The sequence below is a fragment of the Flavobacterium olei genome, from assembly GCF_039749035.1.
Lineage (GTDB): Bacteria > Bacteroidota > Bacteroidia > Flavobacteriales > Flavobacteriaceae > Flavobacterium > Flavobacterium olei.
Genome location: NZ_JBDKWC010000003.1, coordinates 251,085 through 270,483 on the forward strand (window position 1 = coordinate 251,085; position 19,399 = coordinate 270,483).

General features: G+C 36.3%; 11 protein-coding genes. 4 read left to right on the forward strand and 7 right to left on the reverse strand.

The features are described 5' to 3' along the window. Positions 1 to 9: 9 nt before the first annotated feature. The 6 genes from ABEB31_RS08875 to ABEB31_RS08900 all read right to left on the reverse strand — a co-directional run bounded on the left by ABEB31_RS08875 (position 10) and on the right by ABEB31_RS08900 (position 13,184). Positions 10 to 2,016: a glycoside hydrolase family 97 protein gene (locus ABEB31_RS08875; RefSeq protein ID WP_347051094.1), complete on the reverse strand. Its 2,007-nt coding sequence runs from the start codon at positions 2,014 to 2,016 to the stop codon at positions 10 to 12. A gap of 381 nt (positions 2,017 to 2,397) precedes the next feature. Next, positions 2,398 to 4,797, reverse strand: a complete 2,400-nt coding sequence (locus tag ABEB31_RS08880) for a glycoside hydrolase family 31 protein (protein WP_347051096.1) — start codon at positions 4,795 to 4,797, stop codon at positions 2,398 to 2,400. 203 nt (positions 4,798 to 5,000) lie between these two features. Beyond that, positions 5,001 to 7,487, reverse strand: coding sequence for a glycoside hydrolase family 2 TIM barrel-domain containing protein (locus ABEB31_RS08885; protein WP_347051098.1), 2,487 nt, complete (start codon positions 7,485 to 7,487; stop codon positions 5,001 to 5,003). Between the two features lie 136 nt (positions 7,488 to 7,623). Beyond that, the gene (locus tag ABEB31_RS08890) at positions 7,624 to 8,484 is read right to left on the reverse strand and encodes a hypothetical protein (protein ID WP_347051099.1); all 861 of its coding nucleotides are present in this window, start codon (positions 8,482 to 8,484) and stop codon (positions 7,624 to 7,626) included. 17 nt (positions 8,485 to 8,501) lie between these two features. Then, entirely contained in the window at positions 8,502 to 10,082 is a 1,581-nt protein-coding gene (locus tag ABEB31_RS08895) for a RagB/SusD family nutrient uptake outer membrane protein (protein ID WP_347051101.1), read from the reverse strand. 12 nt (positions 10,083 to 10,094) lie between these two features. Then, the gene (locus ABEB31_RS08900) at positions 10,095 to 13,184 is read right to left on the reverse strand and encodes a SusC/RagA family TonB-linked outer membrane protein (protein WP_347051103.1); all 3,090 of its coding nucleotides are present in this window, start codon (positions 13,182 to 13,184) and stop codon (positions 10,095 to 10,097) included. A 632-nt stretch (positions 13,185 to 13,816) separates the two neighbouring features. On the opposite strand from ABEB31_RS08900, the gene ABEB31_RS08905 reads away from it, so the two are divergent. The 4 genes from ABEB31_RS08905 (at position 13,817) to ABEB31_RS08920 (ending at position 18,090) form a co-directional block, all read left to right on the forward strand. Further along, on the forward strand, positions 13,817 to 14,533 hold the full coding sequence (locus tag ABEB31_RS08905) for an NUDIX hydrolase (protein WP_347051105.1): 717 nt from the start codon (positions 13,817 to 13,819) through the stop codon (positions 14,531 to 14,533). A 54-nt stretch (positions 14,534 to 14,587) separates the two neighbouring features. Beyond that, positions 14,588 to 15,283, forward strand: a complete 696-nt coding sequence (locus ABEB31_RS08910) for an NUDIX hydrolase (protein ID WP_347051107.1) — start codon at positions 14,588 to 14,590, stop codon at positions 15,281 to 15,283. 163 nt (positions 15,284 to 15,446) lie between these two features. Continuing rightward, a complete protein-coding gene (gene lepA, locus ABEB31_RS08915; protein WP_294785011.1) occupies positions 15,447 to 17,243 on the forward strand; it encodes a translation elongation factor 4 in 1,797 nt (598 codons plus the stop codon). Positions 17,244 to 17,472: 229 nt separating this feature from the next. Then, positions 17,473 to 18,090 carry an outer membrane beta-barrel protein gene (locus tag ABEB31_RS08920; RefSeq protein ID WP_347051109.1) on the forward strand — a complete coding sequence of 206 codons (618 nt, stop codon included), beginning with the start codon at positions 17,473 to 17,475 and terminating at the stop codon, positions 18,088 to 18,090. Positions 18,091 to 18,260: 170 nt separating this feature from the next. On the opposite strand, the gene ABEB31_RS08925 is transcribed toward ABEB31_RS08920, so the two are convergent. After that, on the reverse strand, positions 18,261 to 19,379 hold the full coding sequence (locus tag ABEB31_RS08925) for a hypothetical protein (RefSeq protein ID WP_347051110.1): 1,119 nt from the start codon (positions 19,377 to 19,379) through the stop codon (positions 18,261 to 18,263). Positions 19,380 to 19,399: the final 20 nt, after the last annotated feature.

Sequence of the window (19,399 nt, forward strand, 5' to 3'; positions counted from 1 at the left end):
CTAAGTTGATTACAACTTTTTAAAACGAACCACACCACCGCCGGCACCGCCTAAATTCAATTGTAATTTATCTGAAGCTTTTACCGTTTTCTTAGAAATTGCAACTGCTTCCGGATTATTTTTTTGATTTGTTCCTTCAGCATCAACATAAATCTGAGCTTCGTAAGTCGCTTTCGGATCTAAAAATGATAATGAAACTTCTACTTTTCTTGGATTTTCATTGGTCAAAGTTCCTAAATACCAGTCAGCGCTGTTTCTGTCTTTTCTGGCTGTGGTGATGTATTCACCAATTTTTCCTTCTACAATTTTAGTATCTTCCCAATCTGTCGGAACGTCTTTTAAGAATTGTAAAGCTGGCTTTCCCTCATAATTTTCAGGAAGATCGGCCAACATTTGAATCGGAGAATAAAGTACTACATACAATGCCAATTGCTGCCCCACTGTTCCCTGAATTCTTTTTCCCGGATATCCCTGTTTCACCTCAACATCAAAAATTCCAGGTGTAAAATCCATTGGTCCTGAAAGTAATCTGGTAAACGGAATAATACTTAAATGGTTTGGCGGATTTCCTTCGCTCCACGCGTTATATTCTTGTCCACGCGCTGCTTCTCTTGAAACCATATTGGGGTAAGTTCTTCTTTCTCCTGTATCTTTTATTGATTCGTGGTATAAAACAGCTAAATCATATTGTGCTGCCTTTTCTAAAATGTATCTGAAATAATTTACTCCAAATTGTCCGAAGTGCATTTGTTTCATATTTAATTTAGAACCCACATGACCAATTTTTACGGTATGAATTCCTAATTTTTTGTATAAAGCAAATCCTTCGTCAACTTCTTTCAAATAGTTGATTAAGTTAGAACCTGTTTCGTGGTATCCGATCAATTCAACGTTTTTACTTTTTCCGTAAGCAACTACTTTTTCTAAATCAAAATTATCGGCACTTTTGGTAAAACTAAACATGTGCATACGGTTTTCGTACCATCCCGGTGTCCAGCCTTTGTTCCATCCTTCTATCAACAAATGATTAAAGCCTTCTTTTGCTGTAAAATCAATATACGTTTCTGCATTTTTAGTGGTAGCACCTTGTTTGTCGCTTTCCCAGAAAGTATATTTTCCAATGTGCATTCCCCACCAAATTCCTAAATATTTATAAGGTTTGAAATAAGAAGCTGTGTTCTTTAATTTGTTTGGCTCGTTTAGGTTTAAAACCAAATAAGAAGTGATCAATTCTCCCGGATTTTCTCCAATTTGAATGGTTCTCCACGAAGAAGTAAATGTATCTTTTACACGCACTTTGATTCCGTCAGGCCACGGCACTAAATCTGATTTCAGTTCTGTTCCTTTTGTATTAACCAGAGTCATACTGGCAAAATCGTATAAATTCGCTTCGTGAAAACTTAAGGCTAATCCGCTTTTGCTTTCAATTGTTAATGGAGTCAAAACCGTATCCAGAGTGCTTACAGGAGCATCTTTAAAAAGATATTCGTCACGGTTTTCACGGTTTGCCGGAATCCACCATGCTTTTCCATCTTCTTTTAAGTTAAAAGTCGTTTTTTCATCGGTAATAAAAATACTGTCTTTTACATTTTGTTTTGGATATACATATCGAAACGCTACTCCGTCATCGAAAGCACGAAACTGAATTTGCAGTTTTCTTTTGTTTCCTGTTTTTTGCTGTAAATCGACTACCAACTGGTTGTAATGATTTCTAATGTTTTTCTTTTCTCCCCAAGCTTGTTCCCAGGATTCATCGAAAGTGGAGGTTTTAGCTCCTTTGATCTCGAAGTTGGTACTTAAATCTTCATTTCCTTTTAGCAAAAATCCCATTTCTGATGGCGAAATCACTTCGGTTTTTCCGTGTGAAACACCATATTTCGGCGCATTTTTTACCAATTCGAATTTGATTTTATTCTTTCCGTTTGGCGATGCCAGTTCGTAAGCATTTTTTGTTTTCTGACTGTAGCCAATTGCTATTGAAAACAGTAGGGTTGGGAGAATTAGATAGTTTTTCATGTTTTTTGGAATTATGTTTTTTTGGCCACGAATTCACGAATTTTATTAATTAAATCTGTGGCTAGATTATTTTAAACACATAGAATCATAGTTTATTGGAATCTTAAAAAAGGCATTTCATTTTGCTTTAATAAACATAGCTTTTCTATGTGTTTGAAACTGGTTTCTTTCCAATTTCTTTTATTCACAACAAAAAAATCTATGTTTCTATGTGTTTATTTTTTACCACAAATTGCACAAATTATCACAAATTTTAATTGGCGGAAATTTGGGTAATTTGTGGTTATATTTTTTTTCGCCACGAATTCACGAATTATAAAAAATTAAATTCGTGAATTGCTTCGCCTGTTCGCTATCGCTCGGGTCGTGGCTATAACTTTTTTACTTAACCCACTCTGTTTTAAAAGTGGTTTTTCCGTTTAACGGATTTGTGTTTACATCGAAATTACTTCCGTTTTTGGTTACTTTTATTTCTTGTAACTTGTCTCCGTTTGGCAGGTACACTTTCGCGGAAGCGGTATTTGTTTTATCACTTGCGAAAACTTTTAAAGTTAGTTTACTCCAGTCCATATCTTTTGTAGACTGTGCTAAACCGATGTGTGGAATTGCCGTTCCGTCTTTTACTAAAACAATAATCGGAATTTCACCTGCTTTGATTTTGTGCCAGCCAGATTGGTACACTTTTTTAGTCTGGTAATCAATCCACGTTCCTTCAGGAAGGTAAACATCTCTTTCTTCTACTTCTTCAAAAAGTGGCGCAACCAACATACTTGAACCAAATAAATACTGATTATCAACTAACCATGCTCCCGGATCATTTGGATATTCTACAAATAAGGCACGCATCATTGGTAAACCTTTTTCTGAACTTTCTTTAGCCTGTGCATAGATATATGGCATTAATTCGTAACGCATATTATCAGCTTTTCTAAATCCTTCTAAGAAATCTTTGCTGTACAACCACGGTTCGCGAGGCGGTTCTCCGTGGCTTCTTACGTGCGAAGTCAACATTCCGAAAGGTGTCCATCTTCTGTAAATATTCTCAGGAGATTTTGTTGCGAAACCTCCAACATCATGACTCCAGAAACTAAAACCAGAAAGACCTAACGAAAGTCCGCCGCGTAATTCTGCCGACATCGCTCCGTTTGTTGTTTCAGAATCTCCGCCCCAATGTAACGGATAACGCTGAGATCCTGCCCAGGTGCTTCTTGCCCAGATTAAAGTATATCCTTTTTCTTTCTGTGTAATTTCAGCAACAGCTTTATTATATCTTAACGGATATAAATTGTGCTCATAGAAACCAGTTCTTCCCGAATGGTAAATTCCGTCCGGCGGAGCTGCTTCTCCAAAATCTACTTTGAAAACCGCTACACCTTCATCAAATAATTTTTTCAGTTTTCCCTGATACCAGGTAACCGTTTCCGGATTTGAGAAATCTAAAACCGCATCTTCATACGGGAGATTTCCTTTTCTGTCTCTTACCGCTAAATTCTTGTCCATAATTTCCGGAAACAAAGTATTCTTTGGCGTGAAATACGGCAATTGCCATAAACAAACCTGAAAACCGTCTTCCTTTAAATCGGACATCATTTTTGTTGCGTCAGGGAAACGGGATTTTGCGAACTCGTAATTGTTTCTCCAATCTACATCAAACCAACCGGTATCAAAGTGAATGACATCGGTTGGAATTTTATATTTACGCAGATCTCTGGCAACTTCGCGTCCTTCTTTTTCTGAGAAATAAGTAATACGGCTCATCCAAAAACCAAATGACCAAAGTGGCGGCATGGCAGCTTTTCCGGTTAAGTTTGTGTATTGATCTAAAACGTCTTTTGGTTCTCCGATAAAGAAAAACAAATCGGCTTCGTCATCGCCAATGTACATTTCGTTGGCACTTGAAAAATATTTCCCGAAATCAACCGTAATTGGAGTTGAATGATGCATAAAAACGCCATAACCACGGCTGCTCATGTAAAACGGAATTGGTTTGTACATCGTTTCATTCTGGATTCCGTTTGCATCATCTGCCCATAAAACTACTTTTTGGCCGCGTTTGTTTAATTGTGTGAAAGATTCTCCACAACCAAATATTTTTTCATCCGGTTCTAAGCTGAAAGCGGCACCCATACTTCTGGAATAATCACTGTTTCTTCGAACATATGAAAACGGAAGTGTTGGTGTATACGTATTTTTAAAATCTGTATCGTGTAGTGTACTGGTCAATAATTTTCCTTTTTCATCGAAAATTTTGACGTGCCATGGTTTTGTCAGGATTTCTACAGAACCATGTGCGCTTGTATATTTATGACCACCTTCAATTTTTGAATATTTCCATAATTCGGGATGATTAGGCGCAACACCTTCAACCAACATTAAGGATTCTTTTTGTGGATGAAATTGCGGACCCGAAGTCGTTTTGATTCGTACCGTTCTATCTGAAACAAACTGGATTTCAAACGGTAAAACCGGCGAAGCTTCATATTCTGTTGTCGGGAATTCGTTTGCTTTTTCCACATCCGGCTTCATCATCATATTGTTGAAAGCCTGACGTGTTTTGTAATTGTATCGTAAATATTTTATTGTTCCCTTTCCGGTTGCGGGATCAAAAGAAGCCAATTCATCAGCAAAATAGAAAGTATTCAGATAGTTTTGAAAATCTTTACTGATATCGATCGGTGCGTTTAATACATCTGCATTCTGAATTTGTGCCAAAGCATTTGGAACCGTCAGAAGTCCAAAAACGCAAACCGAAAACAAGGTTTTTAAATGTGATTTTTTCATTGGTTTTTTTTTTATTTTCCATCCTGCAAGGCTTTCAAAACCTTGTAGGTTTAATTTTTTCAACCACAAATTGCGCAAATTATCAGAAATTAAATTAGCGGGAATTTGTGCAATTTGTGGTTATATTTTTTTAAAATCTATTCTTGTATGTCTATTATACCCACAAGGTTTTGGAAACCTTGCAGGAAAGCGAATTAGAAAAGTTATTCTGCAGTAATTACAATTGCAGACTCTTTTAATCCATTTGCTTTTGCGGTTAATTCTAGTCTTCCTGTTTTTGTCGAAGATTGAATGATTACCAAACATTTTCCGGCTAAAGCGGTGTGTTTTGTTCCTTTATAAGGTTCGTGACTTACCGGATCTCCGCTGCAAACACCAACGATTTTCCCATTTCCTTTTAAAGAGAAATTAATTTCGTTATTGGCGTTTGGTACTAAAGTTCCTTTATCATCTAAGATATCTACGGTAACAAAAGATAAATCATTTGCGTCTGCTTTTATTGACGCTCTGTCGGCAGTAAGTTTTAATTGTGACGGATTTCCGGCTGTTTTAATTTCTTTTTCTAAAACTACTTTTCCGCCTTTTCTCGAAACTGCTTTTAATGTTCCGGCTTCAAAAGGAATTTTCCACATTACATGCAAGTCATCGCCTTTTTTGTTTCTTTTTCCAACCGATTTTCCGTTTACGAAAAGTTCCACCTCATCTGCATTATTGTAGTATGCCCAAACATCAACAGTTTGTCCGGCTTTCCAGTTCCAATGTGGAAATATGTGCAGGACATCTTTATTGGTCCATTCACTTTGGTACATGTAATAGACATCTTTCGGGAAACCGGCTAAATCTACAATTCCGAAATAAGAGCTAATAGATGGCCACTCGTAGGGAGTTGGTTCTCCGATGTAATCGAAACCTGTCCAAACATACATACCGGAAAGAAAATCGTGTTTTTTAATGATTTTCCAGGTCGCTTCGTGCGTAGATCCCCAAGGCGTTTGTACCTGATCGTAAGCCGAAACGGTATTTCCTGCGTTTCCTTCTGTAAATTTAAGATCCCATCTTACCGGCCATTTTTTTATGGTGTCTGAAATAGCATCATAATAACCACGCGTTTGTAAACCCGAAGTAGTTTCTGTTGCGATGAATGGCGTGTTTGGAAAGTTTTTTTGATGATGTTCGTAGGTCTGATGTGCATAGTTATATCCAATTAAATCTAAAATTCCAGACTTTGCAATAGCATTAAACTGAACATTTTTCTTTTCAAATTGCAAAGTTACCTCATCGATATTCATATTTACCGGCGGATTCATCGCTGCAGTTAAAGGTCTTGTTTTGTCATATTTACGCGTAATTGCGGCCAATTCTTTGGCAATTGTAACCCCTGCGTCACTCCATTGTTCCGGAATTTCATTTCCGATACTCCAAACAAAAATACTTGGGTGATTACGGTCACGCAATAGTTGATCAATCAGATCTTTTTTGTGCCATTTGTCCCAATCGTTTGCGTAATCGTATTTGGTTTTGTTTTGTTTCCACATGTCAAAAGCTTCATCCATCACAATAAAACCCATTTTGTCGCAAAGATCCAAAAGTTCTGGTGCTGGCGGATTGTGTGAAGTTCTAATTCCGTTTACGCCCATTTCTTTCAGGATTTCCAACTGACGTTGAATAGCACGCGTGTTGATTGCAGATCCTAACGGACCTAAATCGTGATGCATACAAACTCCTTTTATTTTGACTTGTTTTCCATTCAAAATAAAACCTTTGTTGAGATCGAATTTAAAATCCCTGATTCCGAAATTGGTTTTGTACTGATCAATGATTTTTCCGTCAAGCGAAATTTCTGTAACTGCTGTATATTGTTCGGGTTTTTCTACCGACCATAAAATTGGTGCCGTTACAGTTGCCTGCTGACTAATAGTCTGATTGGTATTTGCATTAATCGTTATATCTTGAGTAACCGATGTTACCTGGGTATCGTCTTTAAAAATAGTAGTGATTACCGTTGCTTTTTTACTTTCAGCATATTGGTTCTGAATGGTTGTTTCGAATGCAACCGAAGCATTTTCAGCCGTAACTTTGGGCGTTGTAATATAGGTTCCCCATTGTCCCACGTGAAGTTTGTCTGTGGTTTCTATCCAGACGTTTCTAAAAATTCCTGAACCCGAATACCAGCGTGAATTGGGTTGTTTTGAATTGTCAACCTTAACAATAATTTCGTTGTTTTTGTCTCCGTAATTTAAATAAGGTGACATATTGTATTGAAAACCAATATATCCGTTTGGACGTTTTCCTAAATAATGGCCGTTTATCCAGACTTCGCTGTTTTTGTAAACGCCGTCAAAAGTGATTGCGGTTATTTTTGTGCTGTCTGCTGCAGCTACTTTAAATGTTTTTTTGTACCAGCCTAAACCTCCGTTTAACGCTCCGCCACCATAACCTGCAGGACTTTTTTCATCAAAATTTCCTTCGATGCTCCAATCGTGAGGTACATTTAAGGTTCTCCATTTTGTTGAAGTCCCAATAGTATCTTTATCTGTGATACTGTAATTTAAGTGGAAACTCCAATCTGCATTAAAGGAAACTTTTCTATTTACGAAAACATCTTCTCTTTTACCACAGGAATTCAGCAAAATAATACCAAAAGATAATGCCAGGAAACTGAATTTTTTTATGTTTTTTCTAATTTGCATAGGTACATTTTATGTTTTTGGAAATGGAAGATAGAAATAAAAAATGATTCCGTTAATCTCCGGACAAAATAATTTAAGTCTCAGTCTTAAAGCATGTTAAGACATGTTTAAAACTGAGACTACAAAACTAACTAACTTACGGTTTTGGCTTGTAGTGGAATACAATTAAACAAACTCCTTCACCTGTTCTGCTTTGGTCACGTACCACTGCTAATCTAAGCGATGTTGCGGTCAGTTCAACCAATTTCACACTAGACCAGTTACTGCAGTCTCCATAATAATCTCCACCGTAAAGCATTTCTGCGCCACCATTAAAAACTAATTTATTATTGGCAATATCAAATGTGTAGGTTCCTTTTTTTGTTGTTTGACTGTTGTTTGCAATCGCTGTCTGAGTAACAGAAGTATTGTAATTCCCATTCAAATCAAAATGCATTTCTCCCCAGTTTTTGTTTGGCATTACCCATGAATTACTGGCATAATCGGGAAACCAGTTCCAATAATCTTTTCCTGTCGGATTGTATGGAAAATCTAAACCAGCCCAACCCACCGGGTCAACAAAATCTAAAACCCATGTTTTTCCGGCAACGCCGTTTGAAAGCATTTGCCATTTTGGATCTTTGAAATAAGAGTCATCATTTTGTGCAATATCCAAGACAACCGGAGCAGCTTCTACAGATCCTCCTCTGGTAAGAGCGGTAAAATAAATAGTATATTTTCCGGCAAAAGGCAATGTAATCTGATCTGTACTTTTATTCGAATGCCCTAATTCGTTTCCGGAAGCATCAACATATTTCCAGTAAGGAACTACTGACGGATCATCATTTTTAAGAATTACAACATTTTTATTGGTTGCATCTTGTGTTACCGAATACTTAAGTGTTTCCGGAGTCAAAGTTACAGCAGGAAGACTTTCACGATCTTCAATGGCTTCACATGAAAATAATAGCGATCCAATTGAAAATACTGCTATTAAAATATATAATATACGTTTCATAATCATTTTATTTTATATTAATTCCAACCCGGATTTTGACTAATTGAACCATTAGAAAGAATGATTTGCGACTGTGGCAGCGGGAACCATCCCTGAGTTTCTGTTCTAAATGTTACATTAAACTGAGAATCGCCTGTATTGCTGTCGATTGCCGATTTCATTACCGTCATTCCTTGTCTGATTAAGTCGAAATAACGTTGTCCCTCAAGCGCCAATTCCAGTTGACGTTCTTTCATGATATTGTCTTTAGACACAGTAACACGATTTGTGGTGTTTTTGAAAGCACGGTCACGAACCCGGTCTAAATCGGTTTGTGCCAGACCAGCATTTCCGTCCAGATTCAATTCGGCAGCCATTAGTAAAACATCGGCAAAACGAATAATTGCATAATCCTGATAGTTATCAATCTGGAAGTTGCCTCCGTTAGCTTCTACCACAGCTGTTCCTGCTGCATTGGTAATAGGACAATATTTCTTCCATGAATATCCGGTGTACTGACGTTGCTCTCTTGCCTGGGCGTCAAAGTTTAATCCTTCTCCAACAAAATCAATAAATGAAGCTGCTTTTCTTGTATCTCCGGTTTTGTATTCTGCAACTAATTTCGGATTTACCGTTGCTCCGCCCCATCCTGTTGCGTATCTTCCAACTGCTCCTCCACGCGGAGCAATGTTTACCTGAAAACGGTTACCCTCGTGAAGATCCCAGTTTCCTTTTCCTGATCCGTTAAAACGAACAGCCCAAACCATTTCTGTATTGTCTTCTCCAACAAAGTTTTCAAGAGAAGCCGCAAGCCAAAGATTAGCAAAATCAGGAACCAATGCATGGCCACTATTGCTTACAACATCATTAATATAAGTTGTTGCCTGCGCTTTTGTAATAATACCTGCTAAATCTGTTTTGTTATATGTGCCGGTATAGAACAGGAAAGTTCTTGCGATATAAGCTTCTGCAGCCCATTTGGTAATACGCCCGAAATTTGCATTTCCGCTCTGCGAATAATTTTCTGTCCCCAGATTATCAGCTGCAAATTTTAAATCATTGGCAATTAAAGCATACGTTACTTCCGGAGCTTGTCTTGGCAACTCAAATTCGCTTGTAGTTACCGTATGATCTAACGGAATGATATCTCCAAACATTTTCGCCGCAGTAAAATGAAAGTGTGCTCTCAGGAAACGGGCTTCTGCTTCGTAACGCGTTTTTAAAGCTGTGTCTGCACCCCAGTTTACTTTGTCCAGGTTCTCTAATAAAATATTAGCTCTGTAAATTCCTAAATAAGCATTTGCCCAAATATCTTTGTTCATGTCTTTATCCGAAACGTACAAAAAGCGATCCCATTCCACATCGGCCTGACCGTCGGCAATACCATATCCTCCAAAACAGTTATCAGAAGCCTGCTCGCTAACCAGTAAAGGTCCGGCGTAAGCTTCACGCTGTAAAACATCGTAAACGGCAACTAAACCTTCAAAAGCATCAGAAGGTGTTTTGTAAAAATTCTCGGTTACCTTATCTGTATAAGGTTCGTTTTCTAAAAAATCTTCCGAACATGCGCCTAAAACAAGTAAACTTGAAAGCGCGAATAATTTTATATATGTTTTCATGGTTTTCAAAATTTAAAAGTTAACATTCAGACCCATCATGTAAGTTCTTGGTTGCGGATAATATCCCACATCAATTCCTTTTGCCCAGGACTGGTTCACGTTTCCGAAACCAATTTCCGGATCCATTCCTTTGTATTTTGTGAATGTGTAAATGTTGTTTCCTGCTACGTACAATCTGAATTTTGTAAAGAAGTTTAATTTAGTAGTCAACTTCGTTAAATCACATCCGATTGTAGCATTTTTGATTCTGAAGAAATCGGAATCCTGAACATACAAATCTGAGAATTTAGTGTAGTTTCCGTTTGCATCTGTTCCGTATGTTACTCTTGGAATTCTGTTTGAAGTTCCTTCTGTTGTCCATCTGTTCAACACTTCTGTTGTATTATTGGTGTAAGCACGAGTGTAATCGTGAACTCCAAATACGTTTTGTCCCCCTGCAATACCGTAAGTATTAACAGAGATATCAAATGCTTTGTAAGATAATTCTAAATTTACACCATAATTGATATCCGGATTTGGGTTACCAACCTGCGTTTTATCATTAGCATCGATTTGTCCGTCGCCGTTCAAATCAACAAAACGAACATCTCCGGGCTGCGCATTTGGCTGAACTCCTGCTGCAACTTCTGCTGCATTCTGAAAAATTCCGTCTGTTTTTAATCCGTAGAAATAACCCATTGGCTTTCCAACCTCAACACGGTTCATCTCATCCAATCCCTGGAATAAAACGTTCGTTTCTCCATGAATAATTCCTTCATTGTTAGCAATTCTAAGTACTTTGTTTTGATTGCGCGAAAGATTGGCATTAATTCCGAAATTCCAGTCTTTTCCAAAACGGGTCCTGTATGCCAGACCAATTTCAAAACCTTTATTGCTTACATCTCCACCATTAATATACGGTGCAGTTGCTCCTGCATAAGTTGGTATCGACGCCAAAACCAGCCAGTCTTTTGTTTTCTTATCGTAATAATCAAAAGTCAATGTGAAATTGGTGAATAAAGTAGCATCAAAACCTAAATCTAACTGCTCTGAAGTTTCCCATTTTAAGTTACGGTTGGCCAGCTGATCCGGGCTTGAACCTACTAAAAGAGTTTCGTCTCCAGTCCCAAAGTGATATGTTTTGTCTGCCGAATTTACAGTGGACAAATACGCAAATCTTCTTCCAAACTGGTCATTTCCATTTTGTCCCCAGCTCGCTCTTAATTTAAAACTGTTTAAAACTTTATTTTCTTTGAAGAAAGCTTCTTTATCTATATTCCAACCTGCAGAGAAGGAAGGAAAGATTGCATATTTATTGTCCGGACCAAATTCTGAAGATCCATCACGGCGAACCGTTGCAGAGAATAAATATTTGTTGTTGTAATCGTATAATAAACGTCCGAAGTAAGACTGAATCGCATAATCTCTACGATTTCCTTTGACCACATTTGATGTCGGATCTTTTGCATTGTCCAGATAAGCGTGTGCAAAATCGTCAAAGATTAAGTTTCTTCCCTGACCTTCCATATAATCAGAAGTATTCTTTTTTGCAGAAGTACCCGCTAAAACATCAAAATTATGAGCAGATGCAATATTGAATTTATATTGAAGTGTATTCTCAAAAATCCATCCCATCGATTTCGTAGCACTTTGTGTAACACTCGAAACCGTATTATTATCATTTGAAGACAGGGAATAAACCGGTCTGAAAGCTCTGTAGTTGCTATCTGTCATGTCTACACCAAAACTTGTTCTGAAAGTCAGGTCTTTGATAATTTTTAATTCAGCAAAAATATTCCCTACGTAACGGTTTGTTTTTGTCTGATTGAAGTTATTATAATATAAAGATCCAACCGGATTACTTATATCTGCTGAAATAACAGAACGGGCAAAATCTCCATTAGCGTCATAAGCAGCATCAATCGGAGCTGCGTTTAAGAAACTTCTGATTGCGTTACTGTAAATTCCGTCATCTGCAACACCACTTGACTTCACATTTGAAAGCGTGAAATTTTCACCAATTTTCAAATGATCTTTAATTACCTCAGAAGTAGAATTCACTGTAAAAGTAACACGATCGTATTGTGATTGATTGGTCGAACCTCCAATCATACCTTCTTGTCCGTAATAAGACAAACCAGTTGCAATTGTCGATTTTTGATCTCCGCCTGTAATTAATAAAGAGTGGTTTTGTTTCATCGCACCTTCATTAAATAAATCATTTTGCCAGTCGTGATTTGGAAAAGCTGCAATTTGAGCTTTTGTATATAATGGAGAAAATCCAGAATTTACACGTGCTTCGTTTGCAATTGTTGTATATTCCTGCGTATTCAACAAATCCAGTTTTTTAGCGATTTGCTGAAAACCGGTGTAAGAGTTGAAAGACACATTCATTTTTCCGTCTTTTCCTTTTTTAGTTGTTACTAAAATAACTCCGTTTGCCGCTCTCGCTCCGTAGATTGAAGCTGCAGAAGCATCTTTAAGAACGTCAACCCTTTCAATAACCGACGGATCAAGATACCCGATTCCGTTATCTACTACAACACCGTCCACTACATAAAGCGGATCACTGTTTCCTGCTGTTCCTGCACCACGAATATTTACCACCATATTCGCGCCCGGCTGACCAGAAGAAGAAGTTACTGAAACCCCTGAAGCCTGGCCCTGTAAAGCATTTACAACATCAAGACTCGCTACCTGCTGAATATCTTTTCCGGATACCAGGGAAGTTGCTGCGGTATTCACTTTCTTCTTTTGAGTACCGTAACCGATCACTACAATTTCTTTAAGTTCTGCAGTTTCCGGTTGTAAAACTACATTTACCAGTTTCTGTGTGCCAACAGTAATATTTTGTGTTTTGAAACCCACAAAAGTAATGACCAGAACATCACCTGTTTTGGCTTCTACTTTATATTTTCCATCAAAATCGGTAACTGTACTCGATTTTGTGCCCTGTACCTGTACAGTTGCGCCGGGAACTCCAAATCCGTCTTCAGACGAAGTTATGGTTCCGCTAACAGTTTTGGATTCTTGTGCAAATCCAAACTGCATCATAAATACGCTAAGCAGCAGCCCCATAAAATATGGAAGCTTTGTTGTTTTAATACAATTTTTGCTTTTCATAATAAGAATTGATTAAGTTTAAGTTATAGTTAGTAATCTCTACCGTAAGAGAAATTTGGAAAACTTCCCAAGCAGGTCATGCAAAAAATGAGGGCCTGAATCTCATTTCCAACATGTAGTACTTGCAACGACTATAAACCGATATTCTGAAAACAAGATCTTCATCCTATCAAAGCAGTTTGAAATTAATTTGATGGTATTTCTCCAGATCAAATCTATCCGAACCAACTTTTAAAAAAACAATTGTGGTAAGTTTAAGTTAAGTTTTATCTTTGCCTTTTCAACTTATAGTCAATTTGAATTTATCTTATGGTAAATTTGACTACAAGTGTAAAACAAATTTTCTATATTAACAAAATATTAGGGTTAATTTTTTTCTATTCTGATAAATTGTTCTCCATTTTTATCAATGCCATAAAAAAGGAATTAGAATCAAAATAAAAATTAAAGAAAAAACAGTGTTTTAGGAAATTGACAATCAGAGTTTTAAGATTTAATTGATTTAAAAGGGATTTTCTGTCAATTTTTAAATCACTGAAAATCACTTTTTTGTTACGTTAAAAAAAATATAAAGCTTTTAAGAAGCTCACTAATGATTTAATTTAGTTAATTTGTCAAAATTTATCTCCAATATGATTGAAAATGTAGAGGACAAAACTGCCGGAAAAAACGAACACAGTGCCATGAATGCTATCACTATTGACTGTGTTATTTTTGGTTTTGATAAAGGCAGTCTTGAAGTACTTTTGGTACAGCATGGCGAAGGAATCAGCAAGGGAAAATGGGGTCTTCCGGGAGGATGGATCTATAAAAAAGAAAGTACAGATGCCGCGGCGCACCGTTTGTTAAATGAATTGACTGGCCTTGATAATATTTATCTGGAACAGCTCAAAGCATTTGGCGATCCGGATCGTTTTCCGCTCCGACGTGTAATTACAATAGGATATTACGCCTTGGTAAAAAGAGAAGATTATAATATTAAAGCCGGTTTTACCGCTTCTGATGCTAAATGGTATAAAATTGAAACCATTCCGGATTTGATTTACGATCATAATGAGATTTTGGATTACAGCTTAAATCATCTTAGAAATAAAGTGCGCCAAACACCAATCGGGTTTAATTTATTACCAGAAAAATTTACGCTTTTGCAATTAATGCGTTTGTACGAAGAAATTCTGGGAGTAGAAATGGACAAGCCAAATTTCAGACGAAAAATTCTGCACATGAAATTGCTCGCCGCATTAAATGAAAAGCAACAGGATGTTTCACACAGAGCGGCTCAGCTTTATAAATTTGATCCTGAGATCTATAAAAAATTAACGGAAAAGGGATTTAATTTTGAATTCTGATTTCATTCAAAAAATAAAAAAGGACATTTTACTTTTTAGAAATACAAGAATAAATTGACAGAAAAAACTACTCATCAACCGGATTTAGAAGGAATCACAATAGACTGTGTTTTCTTCGGATTTAATAAAGAAAGTCTTGAAGTACTTTTGGTACAGCACGCTCAGGGCGAAAGCATGGGTAAATGGGGACTTCTTGGCGGATGGCTGCAGAGAGAAGAAAGTGCCGATGATGCCGCGCAGCGCATTCTCCGGGAACTTACAGGACTTAAAAATATTTATCTGGAACAACTCAAAGCATTTACAAACCCAAATCGTGTTCCCGAAAGACGCGTTGTTACCATTGGTTATTATACTTTGGTGAATAGGGAGGATTACAATATTAAAGCCAGTTTGCGTGTTATCGAAGCAAAGTGGTACAAAATAAATGAAATTCCAGATTTAATTTTCGATCATAACGAAATCCTGAATTTCAGTTTGTTGCAGTTGCGAAACCGAGTGCGTCAGGCACCAATCGGATTTAATCTGCTGCCGGAGAAATTTACCTTACTGCAGTTAATGCATTTGTATGAAGAAATTTTAGGAATTGAATTGGATAAATCCAATTTCAGAAGAAAAATTCTTCATATGAAACTGTTGACGGAACTGGACGAAAAGCAAAAAGACGTTTCGCACAGGGCTGCAAAACTTTATAAATTTGATGACGAGATGTACAAAAAATTAACCGAAAAAGGATTTAATTTCGAATATTAAAGTACAATTTGCTTCAGATCTTTCAACTATCGAAAAATCAACATTCCAGAATCCAAAACTTTGCGCTATCTTTGCGCATTATAACACGCATTAAGGTAATTATTCTAATGCGAATTATTCCCAAAAAATACATAAAAACTCGTTAGAGAACTGATATATCAAAATGAAGAAGATACGTAATTTTTGCATTATTGCACACATTGACCACGGTAAAAGTACATTGGCAGACAGGCTTCTGGGTGCCACACAAACCGTTACAGCCCGTGAAGAAAAAGCGCAATTGCTGGACAACATGGACCTGGAGCGCGAACGTGGAATTACCATTAAAAGTCATGCCATCCAGATGGAGTATACCTATAAAGGTGAAGAATATATCTTAAACTTAATTGATACTCCGGGACACGTAGATTTTTCGTATGAAGTTTCAAGATCTATCGCAGCCTGCGAAGGTGCTCTTTTAATTGTTGATGCTGCACAAAGTATTCAGGCCCAAACGATTTCAAATTTATATTTAGCTTTAGAAAATGACCTGGAAATTATTCCGGTTTTAAATAAAGTAGATTTACCAAGTGCAAATCCGGAAGAAGTAAGCGATGACATTATCGATTTATTAGGATGTAAACTGGAAGATATTATTCATGCCTCCGGTAAAACAGGTTTTGGTGTGGAGAATATTCTGGCTGCCATTATCGAAAAAATTCCAGCTCCAAAAGGAAATCCGGAAGAGCCTTTACAAGCTTTGATTTTTGACTCGGTTTACAATCCGTTTCGTGGAATCGAGGTTATCTTCAGAGTTGTAAATGGTGAGATTAAAAAAGGTCAGAAAATTAAATTCATGGCTACCGGCAATGAATATTTTGCTGACGAAATTGGAACTTTAAAATTAAACCAGGTTCCTAAAAATGTTATTTCGAGCGGTGATGTTGGTTATTTAATTTCAGGAATTAAAGAAGCCAAAGAAGTAAAAGTTGGAGATACTCTGACGGATGCTAAAACGCCTACAACCAATATGATTACAGGTTTTGAGGATGTAAAACCAATGGTATTTGCCGGGATTTATCCTGTTGATACGGAAGATTATGAAGATTTGCGTTCTTCTATGGAAAAACTGCAGTTAAATGATGCTTCGTTAGTTTTTACACCAGAAAGTTCTGCAGCCTTAGGATTTGGTTTCCGTTGTGGTTTCTTAGGAATGCTGCACATGGAAATTATCCAGGAACGATTGGAGCGCGAATTCGACATGACTGTAATTACTACAGTTCCTAACGTTTCGTATCTGGCTTACACTAAAAAAGATCCTGAAACTGCCTTTGTAGTAAACAATCCTTCTGATTTACCTGAACCATCCCGTTTAGACAGAGTTGAAGAACCGTTTATTAAAGCTACGATTATTACAAAAGCTGATTTTGTTGGAAACGTTATGAGTCTGTGTATCGAAAAACGTGGTCAGATTACCAATCAGACGTACTTAACAACAGAACGTGTTGAGTTAAACTTTGACATGCCTTTGGCTGAAATTGTATTCGACTTTTACGATCGTTTGAAAACAGTTTCTAAGGGCTATGCTTCTTTTGATTATTCCCCAATCGGAATGCGTACTTCGAAATTGGTAAAACTGGACGTACTTTTAAATGCTCAGACAGTCGATGCCCTTTCTGCATTGATTCACGAAGACAATGCGTATAATATCGGTAAAAAAATGACCGAAAAATTACGTGAGCTAATTCCAAGACAGCAATTTGACATTCCGATTCAGGCGGCAATCGGAGCAAAAATTATCGCTCGAGAAACTATTAAGGCACTTCGTAAAGACGTTACCGCAAAATGTTACGGTGGAGATATTTCGCGTAAGCGTAAACTGTTGGAGAAACAGAAAAAAGGTAAAAAACGTATGCGACAAGTAGGAAACGTTGAGATTCCGCAAGAAGCTTTTATGGCTGTTTTGAAATTGAATGATTAATTCTTTTTTTAGAAAATAGAGTAAGGATATATAATATTAATTAAACCCAATGACGAAAGTTGTTGGGTTTTTTTGTTTGAATTTTATCAAAAATTAAAAAGACTAAACCTACAAAATTATCCAAATTTTAACTTGAAAAATTCATTTTTAACGCGTTTGACTAAAGTCGAAGCCTTTTAAAAATAGGTGCTGTATTTTTAATCTTACAAACAATTAAATATTTAAGATTATGAAAACCAAATTATCAGTTATTTTAGCACTTTTTACTTTTTGTTTCGCAAATGCACAAGAAGAACAAGCGGAAACTGAAATGAATTCTGCAAAAGGTGTAACTTTTTCGCAAGGAGATATGTTTCTTGAAGGATCTATCAAAATTAGTACTGGAGGAGAAAATGACTACTACGGATTTAGCCCTAAATTTGGCTATTTATTGAATGATAAATTTGCGGTAGGTGCCCAATTTAATTATGCAAGTAACGAAGTAGAAGCGACCGGAGTAAAAACAAATGTATTAGGAGCAGGAGCTTTTGCTCGTTATTATTTTTTAGAACTAGATAAAAAACGTTTTAAAACGTATGCTGAAGCTGGTCTTGGATTTGGAAGAAACAAAATTGATACGCCAAATTTTGGTAGCGATACCGACAACAGTTTAACGGCTAATATTACAGTAGGTTTAAATTATTTTGTTACCAAAAACATTGCAGTAACTTTTGTACTGGCAAATATGCTTTCTTACAATAGCGTATCTCCAGAGGATGGACCATCTTCTGATACTTTTCAGTTAAACATCAACTTATTTGAAAATATTTTTGATCAGCCACAATTTGGATTGTTGTATAGATTTTAAAAAATTATCCATTTCATTAATATTAAATCTCAAGAATCAAATTCTTGAGATTTTTTTTTTAGATAATTCATTCCTGCTTTTAGCAGATATCTTTCAATCCGAAATATATTTTTAATACAGATCTCAGTACTCTGATACATTACTCAAAATTCAAATCTCAGGGAGTTTCATTATTCCTCCGAATTGTCAAATTCCTCAGCTTGTTCCGATTTATCCGCTAGTTTAATATTTGATGTTTTTACTTCTGGCGTACTCTTTATTACGTATTTTGTGCCATTATAGGTGTATGTGCTTTTGATAGTAAAATCTAATGATTTTATGTGTTTATTTTTTTTCATGAAGGATTCAAGTTCTTCCGGATATATTAATAAATCATCTTCATTATGATTACATTGACCTTTTATATTTACAATTACATCCTTAAAAAGTGGTTTACTTTGTGTTTTATCTACCGTAACAATTCCATTCCATGATCCAATAGGACAGGTGAGATTAAGTTCTTTTATCTGGAAAACATTACGATATTTACCATTAATTCCCGCAAACAGTGTATAAGAAGTTCTACCTACGCTTTGAACTGTTGTTTCACCCGAACTTGATTGAATGCTAATTGCATACTGATCTTTACCTATCTCTAATAGTTCTTCAATTTCTCCAAAATACTTGTCGTCTGAAGAAATATTGGGTTGAAATGTTCTTATCTCCCAGAAATTATTGACCCATGCTAATTTTATTACACCAATAGTAATTGGCACTCCGAAATATGAAAAGCCTGTTAAATAATCGCCCAAATCTTCTTTTGACCGATGCTCAAAAGTTATAATTTTAAATAAATTCCCTTTACTATCTTTATAATTACTCTGACTCTTTAAACGAGTAAGCACACCGTTTTCATAAGGAAAAGGATAATCCTCTTTTGTATTAGATACTTTGTTTTTACAATTCCAACTAATAAGTGTATCTGATTGTGCACCAGGTGTATCCGCAGATTTTTTAGATAATAAAACATATTGCTTACCCGGAAACAGTTTAAGTAATATTTGCCACGGATTAATTTGCCTTGTGGTTAAAGACAGTTGCTGTTCCTCATTCAAACAGTTTTTATCAATTGTTAAAACCTCCAACGGATGTTCGGGCGAATAATCATCTGTAATTTTTACAGATTCTGGTTTGAATAATGGAAGTGAATCTGCAACTAAATCGACATTATTTTTTTTGGAATTGCTATTTTGACTGCAACTTAAAAATAGTAAAGAAATAAATATTAGATAAGAATATGATAAACGCATTGTATAGTTTTTGATAATAT

Excerpts from the sequence above, each read along its gene's own strand:
- ABEB31_RS08920 (WP_347051109.1), top strand. The coding sequence starts at position 17,473 with ATGAAAACCAAATTATCAGTTATTTTAGCACTTTTTACTTTTTGTTTC.
- ABEB31_RS08925 (WP_347051110.1), bottom strand. The coding sequence starts at position 19,379 with ATGCGTTTATCATATTCTTATCTAATATTTATTTCTTTACTATTTTTA.
- lepA (WP_294785011.1), top strand. The coding sequence starts at position 15,447 with ATGAAGAAGATACGTAATTTTTGCATTATTGCACACATTGACCACGGT.
- ABEB31_RS08875 (WP_347051094.1), bottom strand. The coding sequence starts at position 2,016 with ATGAAAAACTATCTAATTCTCCCAACCCTACTGTTTTCAATAGCAATT.
- ABEB31_RS08885 (WP_347051098.1), bottom strand. The coding sequence starts at position 7,487 with ATGCAAATTAGAAAAAACATAAAAAAATTCAGTTTCCTGGCATTATCT.
- ABEB31_RS08880 (WP_347051096.1), bottom strand. The coding sequence starts at position 4,797 with ATGAAAAAATCACATTTAAAAACCTTGTTTTCGGTTTGCGTTTTTGGA.
- ABEB31_RS08895 (WP_347051101.1), bottom strand. The coding sequence starts at position 10,082 with ATGAAAACATATATAAAATTATTCGCGCTTTCAAGTTTACTTGTTTTA.
- ABEB31_RS08900 (WP_347051103.1), bottom strand. The coding sequence starts at position 13,184 with ATGAAAAGCAAAAATTGTATTAAAACAACAAAGCTTCCATATTTTATG.
- ABEB31_RS08890 (WP_347051099.1), bottom strand. The coding sequence starts at position 8,484 with ATGAAACGTATATTATATATTTTAATAGCAGTATTTTCAATTGGATCG.
- ABEB31_RS08905 (WP_347051105.1), top strand. The coding sequence starts at position 13,817 with ATGATTGAAAATGTAGAGGACAAAACTGCCGGAAAAAACGAACACAGT.